The sequence below is a fragment of the Streptomyces sp. NBC_00654 genome (assembly GCF_026341775.1).
GTDB lineage: Bacteria > Actinomycetota > Actinomycetes > Streptomycetales > Streptomycetaceae > Streptomyces.
Window position 1 is genome coordinate 1,857,514 of record NZ_JAPEOB010000001.1, and the last position, 14,918, is coordinate 1,872,431.

The window sequence follows — 14,918 nt, forward strand, 5'->3', positions numbered from 1 at the left end:
TGACCGAGCGTCACCTCCGCTTCAAGGGTGGACGAGTCGAGATTGCGAGCACCGGTGCAGAAGAAGCGGCCGCGGAGCAAGGGCAGCACGCGCGACGGTTCCGGGGCGATGCCCCCGGCGGCAGCGGGGGCGGGCAAGCGCACCGTGCGGGTACGCAGCCGACTCGTCGCGGGCGTCGCCGTCGTCGGGATCACCGTCATCGCGGCGGGCGCGCCCGCGGCTCTCGACGCCTCCTCCGAACTCAACGAGTCCCAGAGCCTGGTCACCCTCGCGGAGCTGAACCAGCAGGCCATCACCCTGGCGCACTCCCTCGCCGACGAGCGCGACGCGGTCACCGCGTACATCGCCGCCGGCCGTGACGAGGGCGCGGGCGGCAAGAGCGACAAGGACGGCAAGAACGGCGAGGCCGAGAGCCGCAGCGCCCGCGTCGACCAGCAGATCGACGAGATCCGCGCCGAGGCCCCGGACACGCTGCGCCGTGACCTCTCCACGGTCCCCTCCCTCCGCCGTGAGGCCCTCACCGGCAAGGGATCGGCGCTGGAGGCCCACCAGGCGTACTCCGAGGTCATCTCCAAGCTCCACGACCTCGCCGAGGAGCTCGCCGAGAAGACCCCGCCGCGCGCCGCCGACGCCACCCGGGCCCCGCTCGCGCTGGCAGGCGCCGTCGAGCAGGCCTCCGCCACCCGCGGACTCCTCCTGGCCGCCCTCGCCGTCCCGGGCGGGAAGGACACGGCCCCGCAGAACGACCCGCTCACCGGGCTGCCGCTCCAGGACAAGGGCGACTCCGAGGACACCCGCGACCGGGACGAGCTGAGCGCCGCCGCCCAGCAGGCCCGCGTACGGGAACTGGCCTCGCTCGCCGACTTCGACCAGGCCGCGAGCCCCGCCGCCCGCGACAAGCTCGCCGCCACCGTCACCGGCTCCGAGGTCAACAGCGCGGAGAAGTACCTCTCCAGGCTCACCGACCGGCCCGAGCTCTCCGCCTCCGAGCGGAAGACCGACCCCGGGAAGACCGGGGAGGCGCTCTCCGCCCGGATCGAGCGCATGCGCGGCGTGGAGTCCGCCCTCGGCACGGAGCGGGTCCAGCGCCTGGAGCGGCTGCGCGACGACGACGTCACCGCGCTCGAACTGAGCATCGCCCTGCTCGGCGGCTGTTTCCTGCTCGCCGTCGGGGTCTCCACCGCCATCGCCCGCACGCTCACCCAGCCGCTCGCCGTCCTCCGTCTCGGCGCCGCGCGCCTCGCGAGTGAACCGGAGAGCGCCGAACCGGTCCGCTACACCGGCCGCAACGACGAGTTCGCCCAGGTCGTCCGGTCGATGAACACCCTGCACGGCAAGGTCCACGGGCTGCACCAGGAGTTCACCGGCCGCTTCGAGAGCCTCCAGGGCGAGCGGACCGCACTGATCGCGGGCCGCGAGGCACTCACCCACCAGCGGGCCGAACTCCAGGCCCACGCGGCCGGTCTCGCCACCCAGCTGGAGCGGCTGAGGAACACGGTCCACCACACCTTCGTCAACCTCTCCCTGCGCACCCTCGGGCTGGTCGAGCGCCAGCTCGGCGTCATCGAGAGCCTGGAGGAGCGCGAGCAGGACCCGGAGCGCCTGGGCACGCTCTTCAAGCTGGACCACATGGCCACCGTCATGCGCCGGCACAGCGAGAACATGCTGGTCCTCGCGGGCGCCGAGCACGGCCACGGCCATCCGAACCCGATCCCGCTGGTCGATGTCCTGCGCGCCGCCGTCAGCGAGATCGAGCGGTATGAGCGGGTCACCATCCAGTCCCTGCCGCCGCATGCCCAGATCGCCGGTTTCGCCGCCGACGACCTCAGCCACCTCGTCGCCGAACTCCTGGAGAACGCGACCTCCTTCTCACCCCCCGACTCCCAGGTGGAGCTCTCCGGCTGGCTGCTGGAGACCGGTGAGGTGATGCTTTCCGTGCAGGACGCGGGCATCGGCATGTCATCCGTACGGATGGGCGAGCTCAATGCCAGGCTGGCCGACCCGGCCTCCTTCGAGGCGGGGGAGCAGAACGCCGACGGCGCCGGGCTCGGCCTCCAGGTGACGTCACTGCTGGCCGCGCGCCACGGCGTGCGGGTGCAGCTGCGCGAGCAGAAGGGGAGTGGAGTGACGGCCGTAGTCGTCCTGCCGCAGACCCTGCTGCCGAAGACTCCTCCGGCGGCCTCGCCGCCGCCGGTGCAGATGTCCGGGGACGCGCCCGCGCTGAACCTGCCGGGATCGGTCGCCGAGGCCAACTCCAACGCCCTGCCCGCCCGTTCGGCCGAGTCCCCCGCCGACCCGCTGATCGCCGCCGCCGAGCAGACGATCCGGGACGCCGGTGTCCAGCCGTACACGCCCACGCCGGCTCCGGCCGCCGCAGCGTCCCCGGCGCCCGCCGAGTCCCCCGCGCCCGCCGAACACACGTCCCCCTCTGAGCACCCCGCGCCCGCCGGGACCCCCGCTCCGGCACCCGGGCCCGCGTCCGCGCGGACACCGGCGGAGCCGGAGCCCGAGCCGGAGCCGGAGCCGGAGCCGGAGCCGGATTCCGAGTCCGAGTCCGAGTCCGAGTCCGAAATCACCATGCAGGTCCGGATGCCGGTGGCGCCGGTGGTGCCGGAGACCGCCGACCCGTACGCGATCGGACCCGACCGGCACGAGCGCCCCGCCGACCCCGGCCCCGCCCGGACGGCCGCCCCGGCTCCCCAGGAGCCGGACGCCGCGCCGAAGCCGCACGGGACCCCGGCCCCCGCGGAGCCGCTCCCCGCCCAGGACCCGGCCCCCGCCCCGGCGGTGGACGCCTTCCCCGGCCCCCGGCAGCCACTGGCCGAACGGATCACCGACAAGGGCCTGCCCAAGCGCACCCCCAAGATCGTCCAGCCCGCCGCGGCCCCCACCACCGAGCGCAAGGGCAGCATCGACAAGGACGCCCTGCGCCGCAGACTCGGCGGCTTCCACCAGGGAGCCAAGGACGGCCGGCGCGATGTCGAGGCGGAGATCGCCGAGAGCACCGGCAAGCACACCGTGGCCGACCACCACGGCGAACGCACTGTACAGACCGAGCAACCTGAGCCGGCCGGCCGCACGGGCGGCCGGACCGATGAGACGGGGGACACAGTCGAGGAGGCACGCAGTTGACTGCGCCCAGCACATTCGGGCTGAGTACCGAAGCCCGGAACCTTCACTGGTTGCTGAGCAATCTGGTGGAGGAGGTGCCAGGGGTCCATTCGGTCACCGTCGTCTCGTCCGACGGGCTCATGCTGCTCTCCTCCGACCCCGGCCATCTCACCACCACCCCGGTCACCGGCCGGCAGGACGGCCCCAAGGGCTCCAGCGCCGACCTCGCCACCATCGTCTCCGGCATCGGCTCCCTCACGGTGGGAGCCGCGAAGCTGATGGACGGCGGTGGCGTCAAGCAGACGATGGTCGCCATGGACGAGGGCAGCGTCTTCGTCATGTCGATCAGCGACGGCTCCCTGCTCGGCGTGCACGCCACCCCCGACTGCGACATGAGCGTCATCGCGTACCACATGGCACTCTTCGTCGGCCGTGCCGGACACGTCCTCACCCCCGAACTCCGCAGTGAACTGCGCAAATCGATGGAGAGCACCCAGTGACGCCCGCTGCTGAACCCGCCCGCAGGCTCCCCGTCCGCGGGTCGGACAAGAGGCCCGCACGGGTCCGTCCGTACTCCCTCACCGGGGGCCGTACCCGCTTCGGCCACGTCCTGCTCGTCGAGACGTTCGTCGCCGCGCTGGAGGCCCCCGAGGAGCGCCGCGAGCTCACCAACGGCAATCTCGCCTCGCGCGTCATGCCCGAACTCCAGGCGATCGTCGAACTCTGCCGCCGGATGCGTACGGTCGCGGAGATCTCGGCCCTCCTGAAGATGCCGCTCGGTGTGGTCCGGGTGCTGCTCAGCGACCTGGCCGACCAGGGAAAGATCCGCGTGTACGGAACCGGTCACGGCACCGGCCAGCCCGACCGCGCACTGCTCGAAAGGGTGCTCAATGGACTCCGCCGTCTCTGAGTCGCCGCTCTTCGCCCCGCGACAGCCGGGGCCCGGGGACCAGGCCGACGAATCGATCCAGGCCTGGCAGCTCGACCACACCAGGGCGCCCATCGCCACCAAGATCGTGGTCGCGGGTGGTTTCGGGGTGGGCAAGACGACGTTCGTCGGCTCGGTCTCCGAGATCACCCCGCTGAAGACCGAAGCGCTGATGACCCAGGCCAGCGAGGAGACCGACGACCTCTCCGCGACGCCCGACAAGGTCACCACGACCGTCGCGATGGACTTCGGCCGGCTCACGCTCGACGACGACCTCGTCCTGTACGTCTTCGGCACACCCGGCCAGCAGCGCTTCTGGTTCATGTGGGACGACCTGGTGCGCGGGGCGATCGGCGCGGTCGTGCTCGCGGACACCCGGCGGCTCGCCGACTGCTTCCCCGCGCTCGACTACTTCGAGAGCTGCGGGCTGCCGTACATCGTGGCGGTCAACCACTTCGAGGGCACGCCCGGTTACGAGGCGGAGGACGTCAGGGAGGCCCTGACCGTACCCCCGCACGTACCTGTTGTGATCATGGACGCGCGCAACAGGATCACGGTCGTCGAGTCGCTGCTGGCCCTGGTGGGCCACGCGCTCGACGCCACCCCGGCGTAGAGCCCCCGGCGCAAGCCGGAAACACCTAACGGAGAAACCGCGATGCGGAAGATACTCATAGTCGGAGCCGGCCAGTCCGGACTCCAGCTGGCCCTCGGCCTCCAGTCCAGAGGGTACGAAGTCACCCTGATGTCCAACCGCACGGCCGACGAGATCCGGTCCGGCCGGGTCATGTCGACCCAGTGCATGTTCCACACCGCGCTCCAGCACGAGCGCGACTACCAGCTCAACTTCTGGGAGTCGCAGGCCCCGAAGATCCAGGGCCTCGGCATCTCGGTCGCCGCCCCCGACTCCTCGCGGGCCGTCGACTGGGTCGGAAAGCTGGACGGCTTCGCCCAGTCCGTCGACCAGCGCGTGAAGATGGCCGGCTGGATGGAGACCTTCGCCCAGCGCGGCGGTCAGCTCGTCATCCACGGTGCAGCCGTCTCCGACCTGGACTACTTCTCCCGCACCTACGACCTGGTGATGGTCTCCGCGGGCAAGGGCGAACTGGTCTCCATGTTCGGCCGGGACGCGTCCCGTTCGCCGTTCGACGCCCCGCAGCGCGCGCTGGCCGTCGCGTATGTGCACGGCATGGGCGTGCGCCCGGAGCACCCGGACTACGACGCCGTCCGCTGCAACCTGGTCCCGGGTGTCGGCGAGCTGTTCGTGATGCCGACCCTGACCACTTCCGGCCGTGCGGACATCCTGTTCTGGGAGGGCGTCCCGGGCGGTCCGCTGGATGTCTTCCAGGGCATCAAGGACCCCTCCGAGCACCTCGCCAAGACGCTGGAGCTCATGGAGAAGTTCACCCCGTGGGAGTACGCACGCGCCACCAAGGTCGAACTGACCGACGCCAACGGCACGCTGGCGGGCCGTTACGCCCCGACCGTCCGCAAGCCGATCGGCCGGCTGCCCGGCGGCGGCCTGGTCCTCGGCGTGGCCGACGTGGTCGTCGCCAACGACCCGATCACCGGGCAGGGTTCGAACTCCGCCTCCAAGTGCGCGAACGCCTATCTGGACTCGATCATCGAGCACGGCGACCGCGAGTTCGACGCGGAGTGGATGCAGTCCACGTTCGACCGCTACTGGGACACCGCGCAGCACGTCACGAAGTGGACCAACGCCATGCTCGGCGTACCGCCGGAGCACGTGCTGAACCTGATCGGCGCCGCCGGTCAGTTCCAGCCGGTCGCCGACCGCTTCGCCAACGGGTTCAACGACCCGGCGGACTTCGACAACTTCTTCTTCGAGCCGGAGAAGACGAACGCGTACCTCGCCGAGGTCGCCGGGGCCTGACCCCGTACACCCGGAGGCCGGGCCGACGGCCGACGCATCGGTCGGCGCGACGGCCCGGCCTCCGCGCGGGCGGGACGGTCTTCAGGCGTCCGGCGGTGCCGTGTCCGCGCTGTAGCCGGTGTCCGCGCCGTCCGAGGCGCCCTCGGGCAGCTCCGGCGGGGTGTACGTCGTCAGCGGAGTGCCCCGCGGATCGGGGCGCACCGCGCCCAGCAGCGGATTCGACGCGACCGGCGACACCTTCACCGAGGACCCGGGCCGCGGTGCCTGCACCACCATGCCGTCGCCGATGTACAGCGCCACATGGGTCGCCTTGGGGAAGTAGACCACCAGGTCCCCCGGGCGCAGCGAGGCGACGGGCACCTTCGGCAGCTGCCGCCACTGCTCCTGCGAGGTCCGCGGGATGGCCAGGCCCGCGCTCGCCCAGGCCTGCGAGGTGAGCCCGGAGCAGTCGAAGGAGTCGGGGCCCTCGGCGCCCCAGAGATACGGTTTGCCGATCTGGCCGACCGCGAACGCGACAGCCTCACCGCCCTGTTCGGTCGGCGGACGGGTCGAGCTGAGCGCTCCCGAGGCGACCAGTTCGCCCTGGGCCTTGTCCGTGTCCCGCCGCTCCAGCGCGGCCAGTCCGGCGAGCTGCTCGGCGGAGAGTGTGGCCAGCAGCCCCTCGACCTCGTTCAGCTTCGCCCGTACGGTGTCGCGCTGCCGCTTCTTGCGCGCGGTCAGCGCCTGTTGCCTGTTGAGCGCCGCGCGGGACTTGACGGCCAGCGCGTCGGCGCGTTTCGCGGCGACGGTCAGCCGGTCCACGGTCGCCGCCCGCCCGGCGGCGGCCCGTTCGATGACATGGCTCTGGTCCAGGGCGTGCACGGGGTCACGGGCCAGCAGGAGATGCAGATAGGCGGAGAATTCGGACTGCCCCTGATACTGCTCACGGGCCAGCCGGCCCGCGTCCCCGCGGCCGCGGTCGAGGGCGAGCCGGGCCTTGCTCAGGTCGGAGTTCAGCTTCCTGGTCTCCGCGGTGCGCTTCTTCAGCTGCTCCTCGGTGCCGTTGTAGGACTCGGTGGCTTCCTCGGCCTGCTGGTAGAGCCTCCGCAGTTCCGTCAGCAGCTCGGCGATGCCTCTGGGTTCCCCGGCGCCGGGGTCGGGGCCCTGGTCGGCCTCCGCGTCGGCGCCCACGTCGGTCTCCTCGTCGGTGCCGGCGTCGGCGTCCACCTCCGTGCCGGTCTCCGTGCCGGTCTCCGTGCCGGGCTCCGTACCCGGATCGTCGGGAGAGGCGGGCGGGACGGGCGAGGAGGGCACGGCGACGGCGGGGGACGCCAGCATGACCGCGGCCAGCGCCGCCGCCGTGCAGACCGCGCGCGGGATCCTGCCTGACACGACACCACCTCCGGTGACGGATTCGGAGCTCTGAACGGGCTCCGGACGAGTGAGCGAATCTGTTTCATCCGGTCACTCGGTGTCGGACGATGCAAGCACCGCGCGGCGTGGCGGCCGGCGGATCCCCCGGAAGGCGGTGCGGGGGAATCCGCCGACGGCGCGTCAGGCCACCGTGAAGGCGTAGAAGGCCCGGTCCCGCTGGACGACGACGGTCCTTCTGGTGGTCAGGGTCCGGTACGGGGCGGTCACCGCGGCCCCCTTCGGGTCCTGCACACCGATGTCCTGGAACTTCCACAGCCGTCGCCCGTCGGCCGCGGCGAACGCGGTCACCTGGGAGGCGTCGGCGGCGATCAGGGTCTTCTCACTGGAGCTGAGGGTGATCGCCGGGGCACTGCCGCCGAGCGGCACCTCCGTCGAACGCCGCCACACGAGCCGGCCGGTCCCGCGCTGCACCGCGCCGACCTCCTGCGTGCGGTTGGTGGTGTGGAGCAGCGGCCCGGCCACCACGGGCGTGCCGTAGACGGAACCCGTACCGCCGTTCAGCCGCCACAGCGGCCTGGCGGTGTCCGCCTCGAACGCCTGGAGGTCCGCGCCGACCGCGCCGTACAGCCGCCCGTCCTCGTCGCCCTGGACCCCCGCCGCCGGGGCGAGGATGCCGTACTGCTTCACCCACAGCAGCTTGCCGGTCTTCTGGTCGAACGCGCGGATGGAGCCCTTCCCCTTGGCGGCGCCGACCTCGGCGGGCGTCAGGGTCACCGCGTCCTGGCGTACGAGGAGGTCGGCGGAGCGCTCCGCGATCAGCCGGTAGACGGGGGTGCCCGGGGCCCGGCCGGCCGGGACGGCGGTGCGCCACAGCTCCTGGCGCCGCACGATGTCGTAGGCGAAGAAGTAGGCCTGGACGACCTGCTTGTCCTTGCCCGGCTTCTTGCCCTTCTTCGGCTTGGGGGCCTTCACGGTGACCGTGGTGGAGCCGGTGAACCAGACGACGGACCCGGACTGCCCGGTGATCGCGCCCATCCTCAGGTTCGGCAGGCCCGTGAACTGGTCCGCGTACCGCAGCCGGTGCTTGACCGCACCGTCCCGGGGCGACAGCCAGAGGAACTCGGTCGGGCTCGCCACGAAGCAGAGATCCGCACCCGCCGCCAGGGCGGCCTGCCCCTTGGCCGCGTCCGCGCGCTGCCAGACCCGCTTCCCGGTGCGCAGGTCGATGGCGCTCGCCTGGCTCTCGCTCGTCAGCACCAGCAGCTTGTCCCGCCACACGGCGGTCGTGAGCGGTGACGACTCGGAGGCCGGGTGCGCATAGGTCCACCGCGGCTCCGGGGCCTGCCCCGGGAGGGTGCGGCGACGGTCCGGGGCGGGCTTGTCGTCGTCGGCCGCCGCGCTGTCGTCGGACCCCAGAAGTCCCACGGCGCTCCCGCCGACGATCAGTCCGCCGGCCGCGGCGGCAGCGGTGATGAGCAGGGCCCGGCGGCTCGCGGTGGGGGACGGTGCCGGAGCCGGGGGCGGCAGCGGGAGCGACACCATCGGTGTGGCGGCGGGCGCGGGGACCCCCGGGAGGGCGGCCGGGGCGTAGGGAGCGGGGCCGCCCGGGGTGCGCGGGTACGGCGTGCCGGGGGCGGGGGCCTCGGGGGCCTCGGGGGACGAGAGGGCCTCGGGGGCCGCGGGGGCCGCGGGGGCCGCGGGGGCCGCGGGCGGCACCGGGCCGCCGGACGGCTGAGGGGCGGCCGGAAGCGCGGCGGCGGGAGCTGCCGGAGCGGCGGCCGAGGACGCGGTCAGCTCGCGGGGGACGGCGAGCTGGGTCGTCGGGTGGTCGGTCCGCGCGGTGCCCGGCACGGTACCGAGGTAGCGGGTGGTCCCCCCGCTCTCCTTCCCGGCCCCGGGGGCGCCGGCCGGCCCGCCGCCGGGCGCGAGCGGCGCCGCGTCGACGGGGGCGTCCCGGGGCCCGTCCGAGCTCGCCTCCGCGCCCGCGTTCCCCTCCGCGCCCACCGCCTCCGCGTCGAGCGGTGTCTCCAGCGCCCGGACCCGCGCCTCCTGGTCGGCCACCGCCGCCACCAGCCGCTCGGGGAGCCAGCCGCCCCTGGCGAGCCCGGCCGCCCCCTCCAGCGCCAGCTCCGCGGCGACCGAACCGGCGCTCGGCCGCAGGGCGGGGTCCTTCGCGAGGCAGCCGGCGATCAGTTCCCGCAACGCGTCGGGTACGGAGTCCAGTTCGGGTTCCGCGTGCGCGATCCGCCCGGCCGCCTCCTCGGGCGGACCGTCGGTGAAGGGGGTCGTGCCGGTGGCCGCGTACGCCAGCAGCAGCCCCAGGACGAAGAGGTCGGAGGGTGCGCCCGCCTCCACGCCCTCGACCTGTTCGGGCGTGAGATACCCCAGCCGGACCGAGAGCTGCTCGCCCCTCGCCTCGGCGGACGCCGCAGCGCCCAGCGGGCCGAACGCGGTGAGCCGGGGCCCGTCCTCGGCCAGCAGCACCGTCCCGGGCGCGAGCCCCTGGAGCACCGTCCCGGTGGCGTGCACCCGGGAGAGGATCTCGGCGATGCCCGCGCCCAGTATCCGCACCGCGCGTTCGGGCAGCGGTCCGCCGAGGCCGATCGCGTCGGCGAGCGTCAGCGCGGGAACGTAACCCGCCGCCGTCCACAGGGCGTTGGGTGCCTCGGCCGTAATGCCGGAGTCGTCGTCCGGGGTCACCCGGGTGTCCAGCGGTGGCGTCACCCAGCCGCCCGCCAGACGTTCGGCCGTGCGCGCCTCCGACTGGAAACGGCGCCGGAACGCCGGGACCGCGGCGAGTGCGGGCCGCGCCGCGGTGATCACGACCGGCTCGCCGTCAGCACTCTCCCGGGCCAGGTACTGCACGGCGGCGGCACCCTCGCGGAAGCGGGCCAGCACGGTGTACCGGCCCAAATGGCGTGGATCGTCCTGACGCAGCGCCTCCATGGCGCACCCCCCTCGTGACCGTCCCTCGGCACCTGACCGTCGATCTTAGGGCCTGCCCCGCGCCGGACCGCCCGCGCCGCTCAGCCGCCGCTCCGGGGCTTCGTCCAGGGCCACTTGGGAGTGCGGGACCCGCGGCCCTCGGGGGCGTACTCGTACACCCAGCCACGCTGGATGCCGAGCCGCTTCGAGTACCCGGCCGGGACCCGGCGGTACGCGTACACGGTCGGCGGCCCGCCGTCGGCGTCCGGTACCGGGACCTCGTACCACTTGGGGGGATGGCCGGTCGGGCCCAGAAGGACGGGCAGCACCCTGCCGTCCAGGGGGCCGCCGGTGAAGGGGGTGTTCTCGCTTCTCACCCGCTCAGTCTGACGCAACGGGTCCCGGCAGCAGATGCGCCGCCCCACCGACGGCCGGGATCACCAGCCCCGCCAGCCGTCCGGCCGGTCCCTCGGCGGTCTCCAGGGCCAGGAGTTCGGCCATCGCGGACGCGGTCTCCCGGTCCGTCGCCGCGGTCGCCGCGAGCAGCGCGATCAGATGGTCGACCAGCCAGCCGCGCAGTTCGGCCGCCGGGGGCTGCTTCTCCTCGTCGAGCCAGATCAGGGAAGCGGCCTCGACGGCGGCGATCCAGGTGCGCACCATCATCCGCAGCCGGGGCCCCGCGGGGCGCTGTCCGGGGTCCTCGCCCCGGCCGAGGTGCAGCAGGATCTGCTCGGCCGCCGCCCGTCGTACGCCGTCGACGATCGCCGTCGTACGGGAGGTCTCGGCGACGCTGCCGCCCTGGAGCAGGGCGCTGAACCCCGCGTCGTGCTCGTCGACGAAGCCGAGATAGCGGTCCAGGACCCTGCTCACCCGCTCGGTGGGCGGGCCCACCGCGGGTTCCGTGAAGCAGAGCTTCAGCTCGTCCGCGGCGGACCGGAGGGCCGCCTCGTACAACTGCTGGCGCCCGCCGGGGAAGTAGCGGTAGACGAGTGGCCGGGAGACACCGGCGACCGCCGCCACCTCGTCCAGCGAGACCTCGTCGGGTGCCCGGTGCGCGAAGAGGCTGAGCGCCGCGCCCAGGAGCTGCGTGCGGCGCTCCTCGACGCTGAGCCTGCGGTACGCACGGGGCGGCGGGGCCGCGGCGGTGGAGGTCATGGCCCGAAGCCTAACGGCCCCGTCCCGGCCGGGACGGGGGCTCAAGCCAGCAGGCCGGAGCGCTTCCACAGCCGGCGGCCGACCCCGTTCAGGACGCCGATGTCGTCGAAGAAGTCCGTCAGCCGCTTCGCGCCCGACTGCATGACCTCCGTGCGGTGGCCGCTCGCCTTCACCTGGGCGACGGCCTCGCGGCGGTCCAGGCCGACGTTGTCGTACACCTGCGGGTTGATGAAGCAGATGGAGAAGACCCGGGCGGCCTCCCCGCAGCTGACCCGGGTGAGTTCACGCTCCCAGCGCGGGGCCGTCACCATCTGGCGGCGCAGCTCCTCGCGGGCGTACCGGACGTGCCGGGCCTCCTCGACCACATGGATACGGGTCACCCCGCGCACCAGGGTCTGGACCCGCTCGTCCGGGAAGGTCAGCCGCTGCATCCAGTCGAGGATCTCCTCGCCGAGCAGGGTGGCGGCGAACGAACCGGGCGTGGTGGACACCGTCTTCAGGACCCGCGCCAGATTGTGGTAGACCCGCGGGACCGGGTAGGTGGGCGCGCCGCCCCAGTCGATCATGCGGCCGAACATGATGGAGTGCCGGCACTCGTCCGCGATCTCGGTGAGCGCGTAACGGACGTGGTTGCTGGTCACCGGCTTGTCATAGACGTGCCGGACCAGCAGCTGCATGAGGATGATCTCGAACCAGATGCCGAGCGAGGAGAGCGCGGCCGCCTCGTGCCGGGCCAGGTCCATCCGCTGCTCCTCGGACATCCTGTCCCACAGCGGGGTGTCGTAGAGCGAGACCAGCTCCGGCGGCCAGAACCACTTGCCCTCCTCGACGGCGGAGTCCCAGTCGAGTTCGGTCTCGGGATCGAAGGAGTGCTTGGCGGAGGATTCGAGCAGCCGCACGGCTATCTGCTCGCGGTCGCGGAGCGGGCCCAGAGCGTCGCGGAGCACCCGCGCCTCGCGGTCGGTCACGGTCGTCATGGCGGGGGCACCTCACAGATGGGTTACCGGCGGTCACTTCTTATGAGACTGCCTGTCAGCAAGGCAGTCAATCCCTTGTGCGCGACTTGTTGACCCGGCGTCTACCAACGTGTGAACCTGCCGGGGGAACAGTCGGTGAACGTACCCCCGGGGTAGTCAACTGACGCCGGAGCCACGGAACTTATCGAGTCAAGCGAGGCGAAGGAGCCGTCCGTGTCGACACACGACCTCTACACCACCGCCCCCGAAGAGCCGCTGTGGCAGGTCCCCGCCGCGGGGGCCGCCCGGTTCAGCTGGGACTACGACGACGGCCGTGAGCGCCTTCTCGCCCTCTACCAGAAGGGCAAGGACAAGCAGTGGGACGGCAACAAGCGGATCGACTGGTCCCAGGAGGTCGATCCCGCCGATCCGCTGGGCACCCCGGACGAGGCCCTCACGCTGTACGGCACCCCGCACTGGGCGAAGATGACCGACCGGGACCGCGGTGAGCTGCGCAAGCACTACACCTCCTGGCAGTTCAGCCAGTTCCTGCACGGCGAGCAGGGCGCGATGATCTGCGCGGCGCGGATCGTGGAGTCCGTGCCCGACCTGGACGCCAAGTTCTACTCCGCCACCCAGACCATGGACGAGGCCCGGCACGCGGAGATATACGGCCGGTTCCTGCACGAGAAGATCGGGATGCTCTACCCGGTCAACAACAGCCTCCAGGGCCTCCTCGGCGACACCCTGCGCGACTCCCGCTGGGACATGCCCTATCTCGGCATGCAGGTCCTCATAGAGGGGCTGGCCCTCGCCGCGTTCGGGATGATCCGCGACACCACGACCAAGCCGCTGCCCAAGCAGATCCTCGCGTACGTCATGCAGGACGAGGCCCGGCACGTCGCGTTCGGGCGGATGGCGCTGCGCGACTACTACAAGCAGCTGAGCGACGCCGAACTGCGCGAGCGCGAGGACTTCGTCATCGAGGGCTGCTACCTGATGCGCGACCGGCTCAGCGGTGTCGAGGTCCTGGAGAACTTCGGCATAGGCACGCAGGAGGCCAAGGAGCTGTCCGAACACTCCGAGTACCTCCAGCTCTTCCGCAAGCTGCTGTTCAGCCGGATAGTGCCGTGCGTCAAGGACATCGGGCTGTGGGGCCCCAGGCTCCAGAAGGCGTACGTCGACATGGGCGTCCTCGAACTCGGCGACTCCAGCCTGGATCTCCTCATGGCCCAGGACGAGGAGATCGCCGAACAGCTGGACCGGGACCGCTTCGCGGTGGAGGAGCGGGCCAGGGTCGCCGAGGTCGCGGACGCGATAGCGCAGGGCGGCGTCCTGTCAGGAGCCTCCGGCGACTGAGCCGGTGAACGCGGCCACCTCCACCGTCCGCCCCGGCGACGGCGCCGGGTGGCCGCTACGGACTCGGCGGACTCGGAGGCGACGGCGGGGGCGCGGGCTGTGCGGTCGCGGGCTGTGCGGGGTCGCGGATCCGGACAGCGCCGGTGTGCCTTCCGGGTTCTCCCGCAGGGATTCCCGGCCCGTTCGTCGGCCGGTTGCTCCACCGCTTCGTCCGCCGGTTGCTCTCGACCTGATACCGATCAGGTACCTGTCGAAATTCCGTTCGCAAACGTGACGTAACTTGAACGCATGACCACGCCGCCTCAGCCGCCGCAGGGCCCGTACGGGCCGCCCCAGCCTCAGCAGAATCCGTACGGCCAGCCGGCCGCCCCCGGGCCCTACCCGCAACAGCAGCAGCCCTACGGCTACCCGCAGGCGCCCCCGCCCCAGCCCCAGCAGGGCGGTTGGGGCCAGCCGGGCATACCCGGCGGCCAGCCCCAGATGCCCGGTCAGCCCCCGGTGCCCGGCCAGCCCCAGATGGGCGGATGGCCGCCGCAGGGCCCGCAGCCGCCGCGCAGGAAGCGCACGGGTCTGATCGTGGGGATCGTGGCCGGTGCGGTCGTGGCCGCCGGCGGGGTCGCCTTCGGCGTCTCCCAGCTGGCCGACAAGGGCGCCGACGCCGTGTTCCCGGAGGCCGAGTACCGGCTCGTCGTGTCCAAGAAGCTGCTGGACGAGGAATTCACCCTGGCCAACGACATGTCGAAGACCGAGGGCAAGGAGATCGAGGACACGCCCGACCCCAGCGTCCGGGACGGCAAGGCGGTCATCGCGCAGTACACCGCCGACGGCGGCAGCGCCCTCGTGCTCTCCGGGATGTACGGGCGGCTCGCCAGCCCCGACTTCATGCGCGGCAAGATCATGGAGGGAGCGGCGGAGGCGGACGGCGCGACGCTCGTCGTACCCGCGAAGAAGGTCACCCCCGAGGGGTACGACACCACGATCGAGTGCCAGGTCGTGCAGTCGAAGGAGAGCGGCGGCATCGCCAACATCCCGATGTGCGCCTGGGGCGACGACAACACCGCGGCGATGGTCGCGGTGATCCGGCCCGAGAACGTGCTGAAGGACGCCAAGTCCATCGACCTGGAGCAGGCCGCCGAGGAGACCGCCAAGGTCCGCGACGAGACGCGCAAGCCGCTCGGCTGATCAGGGGCCTGCGGCGGGTGCCCCGGGCCCGTCGGTCCGCGGCCTGCGGCCGGGCGCG

At 72.5% G+C, this 14,918-nt stretch carries 12 protein-coding genes; 7 read left to right on the forward strand and 5 right to left on the reverse strand.

Annotation, left to right across the window (positions count from 1 at the left end; translation table 11 throughout):
• Nucleotides 1-54: 54 nt before the first annotated feature.
• Genes OHA98_RS08170 through OHA98_RS08190 form a run of 5 tightly spaced genes read left to right on the forward strand, consistent with a single transcriptional unit; the run spans nt 55 to nt 5,930 of the window.
• Nucleotides 55-3,132 carry a nitrate- and nitrite sensing domain-containing protein gene (locus OHA98_RS08170; RefSeq protein ID WP_266927803.1) on the forward strand — a complete coding sequence of 1,026 codons (3,078 nt, stop codon included), beginning with the start codon at nt 55-57 and terminating at the stop codon, nt 3,130-3,132.
• Nucleotides 3,129-3,611: a roadblock/LC7 domain-containing protein gene (locus OHA98_RS08175; RefSeq protein WP_266923806.1), complete on the forward strand. Its 483-nt coding sequence runs from the start codon at nt 3,129-3,131 to the stop codon at nt 3,609-3,611. Before OHA98_RS08170 ends, OHA98_RS08175 begins: the two co-directional genes overlap by 4 nt.
• Nucleotides 3,608-4,021, forward strand: coding sequence for a DUF742 domain-containing protein (locus tag OHA98_RS08180; protein WP_266923807.1), 414 nt, complete (start codon nt 3,608-3,610; stop codon nt 4,019-4,021). The genes OHA98_RS08175 and OHA98_RS08180 overlap by 4 nt, the downstream gene beginning before the upstream one ends.
• Complete coding sequence (locus OHA98_RS08185; RefSeq protein WP_266923809.1) at nt 4,002-4,652, forward strand: ATP/GTP-binding protein; 651 nt, start codon at nt 4,002-4,004, stop codon at nt 4,650-4,652. Before OHA98_RS08180 ends, OHA98_RS08185 begins: the two co-directional genes overlap by 20 nt.
• Nucleotides 4,653-4,694: 42 nt before the next feature.
• Complete coding sequence (locus OHA98_RS08190; RefSeq protein WP_266923810.1) at nt 4,695-5,930, forward strand: styrene monooxygenase/indole monooxygenase family protein; 1,236 nt, start codon at nt 4,695-4,697, stop codon at nt 5,928-5,930.
• Between the two features lie 81 nt (nt 5,931-6,011).
• Here OHA98_RS08190 and OHA98_RS08195 read toward each other — a convergent pair whose 3' ends face one another.
• The 5 genes from OHA98_RS08195 to OHA98_RS08215 all read right to left on the reverse strand — a co-directional run bounded on the left by OHA98_RS08195 (nt 6,012) and on the right by OHA98_RS08215 (nt 12,340).
• Nucleotides 6,012-7,301, reverse strand: coding sequence for a C40 family peptidase (locus OHA98_RS08195; RefSeq protein WP_266923812.1), 1,290 nt, complete (start codon nt 7,299-7,301; stop codon nt 6,012-6,014).
• Nucleotides 7,302-7,463: 162 nt separating this feature from the next.
• Nucleotides 7,464-10,229 (reverse strand): PQQ-binding-like beta-propeller repeat protein, encoded by a 2,766-nt coding sequence (locus tag OHA98_RS08200; protein ID WP_266923814.1) that lies wholly within the window; start codon nt 10,227-10,229, stop codon nt 7,464-7,466.
• A gap of 80 nt (nt 10,230-10,309) precedes the next feature.
• The gene (locus OHA98_RS08205) at nt 10,310-10,585 is read right to left on the reverse strand and encodes a hypothetical protein (RefSeq protein ID WP_266923816.1); all 276 of its coding nucleotides are present in this window, start codon (nt 10,583-10,585) and stop codon (nt 10,310-10,312) included.
• A 4-nt stretch (nt 10,586-10,589) separates the two neighbouring features.
• A complete protein-coding gene (locus tag OHA98_RS08210) occupies nt 10,590-11,363 on the reverse strand; it encodes a TetR/AcrR family transcriptional regulator (protein ID WP_266923818.1) in 774 nt (257 codons plus the stop codon).
• 41 nt (nt 11,364-11,404) lie between these two features.
• Entirely contained in the window at nt 11,405-12,340 is a 936-nt protein-coding gene (locus OHA98_RS08215; RefSeq protein WP_266923820.1) for a diiron oxygenase, read from the reverse strand.
• A 213-nt stretch (nt 12,341-12,553) separates the two neighbouring features.
• Between OHA98_RS08215 and OHA98_RS08220 the strand changes: the two genes are divergently transcribed.
• Nucleotides 12,554-13,678: a ferritin-like domain-containing protein gene (locus OHA98_RS08220; protein ID WP_266923822.1), complete on the forward strand. Its 1,125-nt coding sequence runs from the start codon at nt 12,554-12,556 to the stop codon at nt 13,676-13,678.
• 288 nt (nt 13,679-13,966) lie between these two features.
• The gene (locus tag OHA98_RS08225; RefSeq protein WP_266923824.1) at nt 13,967-14,860 is read left to right on the forward strand and encodes a hypothetical protein; all 894 of its coding nucleotides are present in this window, start codon (nt 13,967-13,969) and stop codon (nt 14,858-14,860) included.
• Nucleotides 14,861-14,918: the final 58 nt, after the last annotated feature.

Excerpts from the sequence above, each read along its gene's own strand:
- OHA98_RS08185 (WP_266923809.1), top strand. The coding sequence starts at position 4,002 with ATGGACTCCGCCGTCTCTGAGTCGCCGCTCTTCGCCCCGCGACAGCCG.
- OHA98_RS08190 (WP_266923810.1), top strand. The coding sequence starts at position 4,695 with ATGCGGAAGATACTCATAGTCGGAGCCGGCCAGTCCGGACTCCAGCTG.
- OHA98_RS08200 (WP_266923814.1), bottom strand. The coding sequence starts at position 10,229 with ATGGAGGCGCTGCGTCAGGACGATCCACGCCATTTGGGCCGGTACACC.
- OHA98_RS08210 (WP_266923818.1), bottom strand. The coding sequence starts at position 11,363 with ATGACCTCCACCGCCGCGGCCCCGCCGCCCCGTGCGTACCGCAGGCTC.
- OHA98_RS08215 (WP_266923820.1), bottom strand. The coding sequence starts at position 12,340 with ATGACGACCGTGACCGACCGCGAGGCGCGGGTGCTCCGCGACGCTCTG.
- OHA98_RS08225 (WP_266923824.1), top strand. The coding sequence starts at position 13,967 with ATGACCACGCCGCCTCAGCCGCCGCAGGGCCCGTACGGGCCGCCCCAG.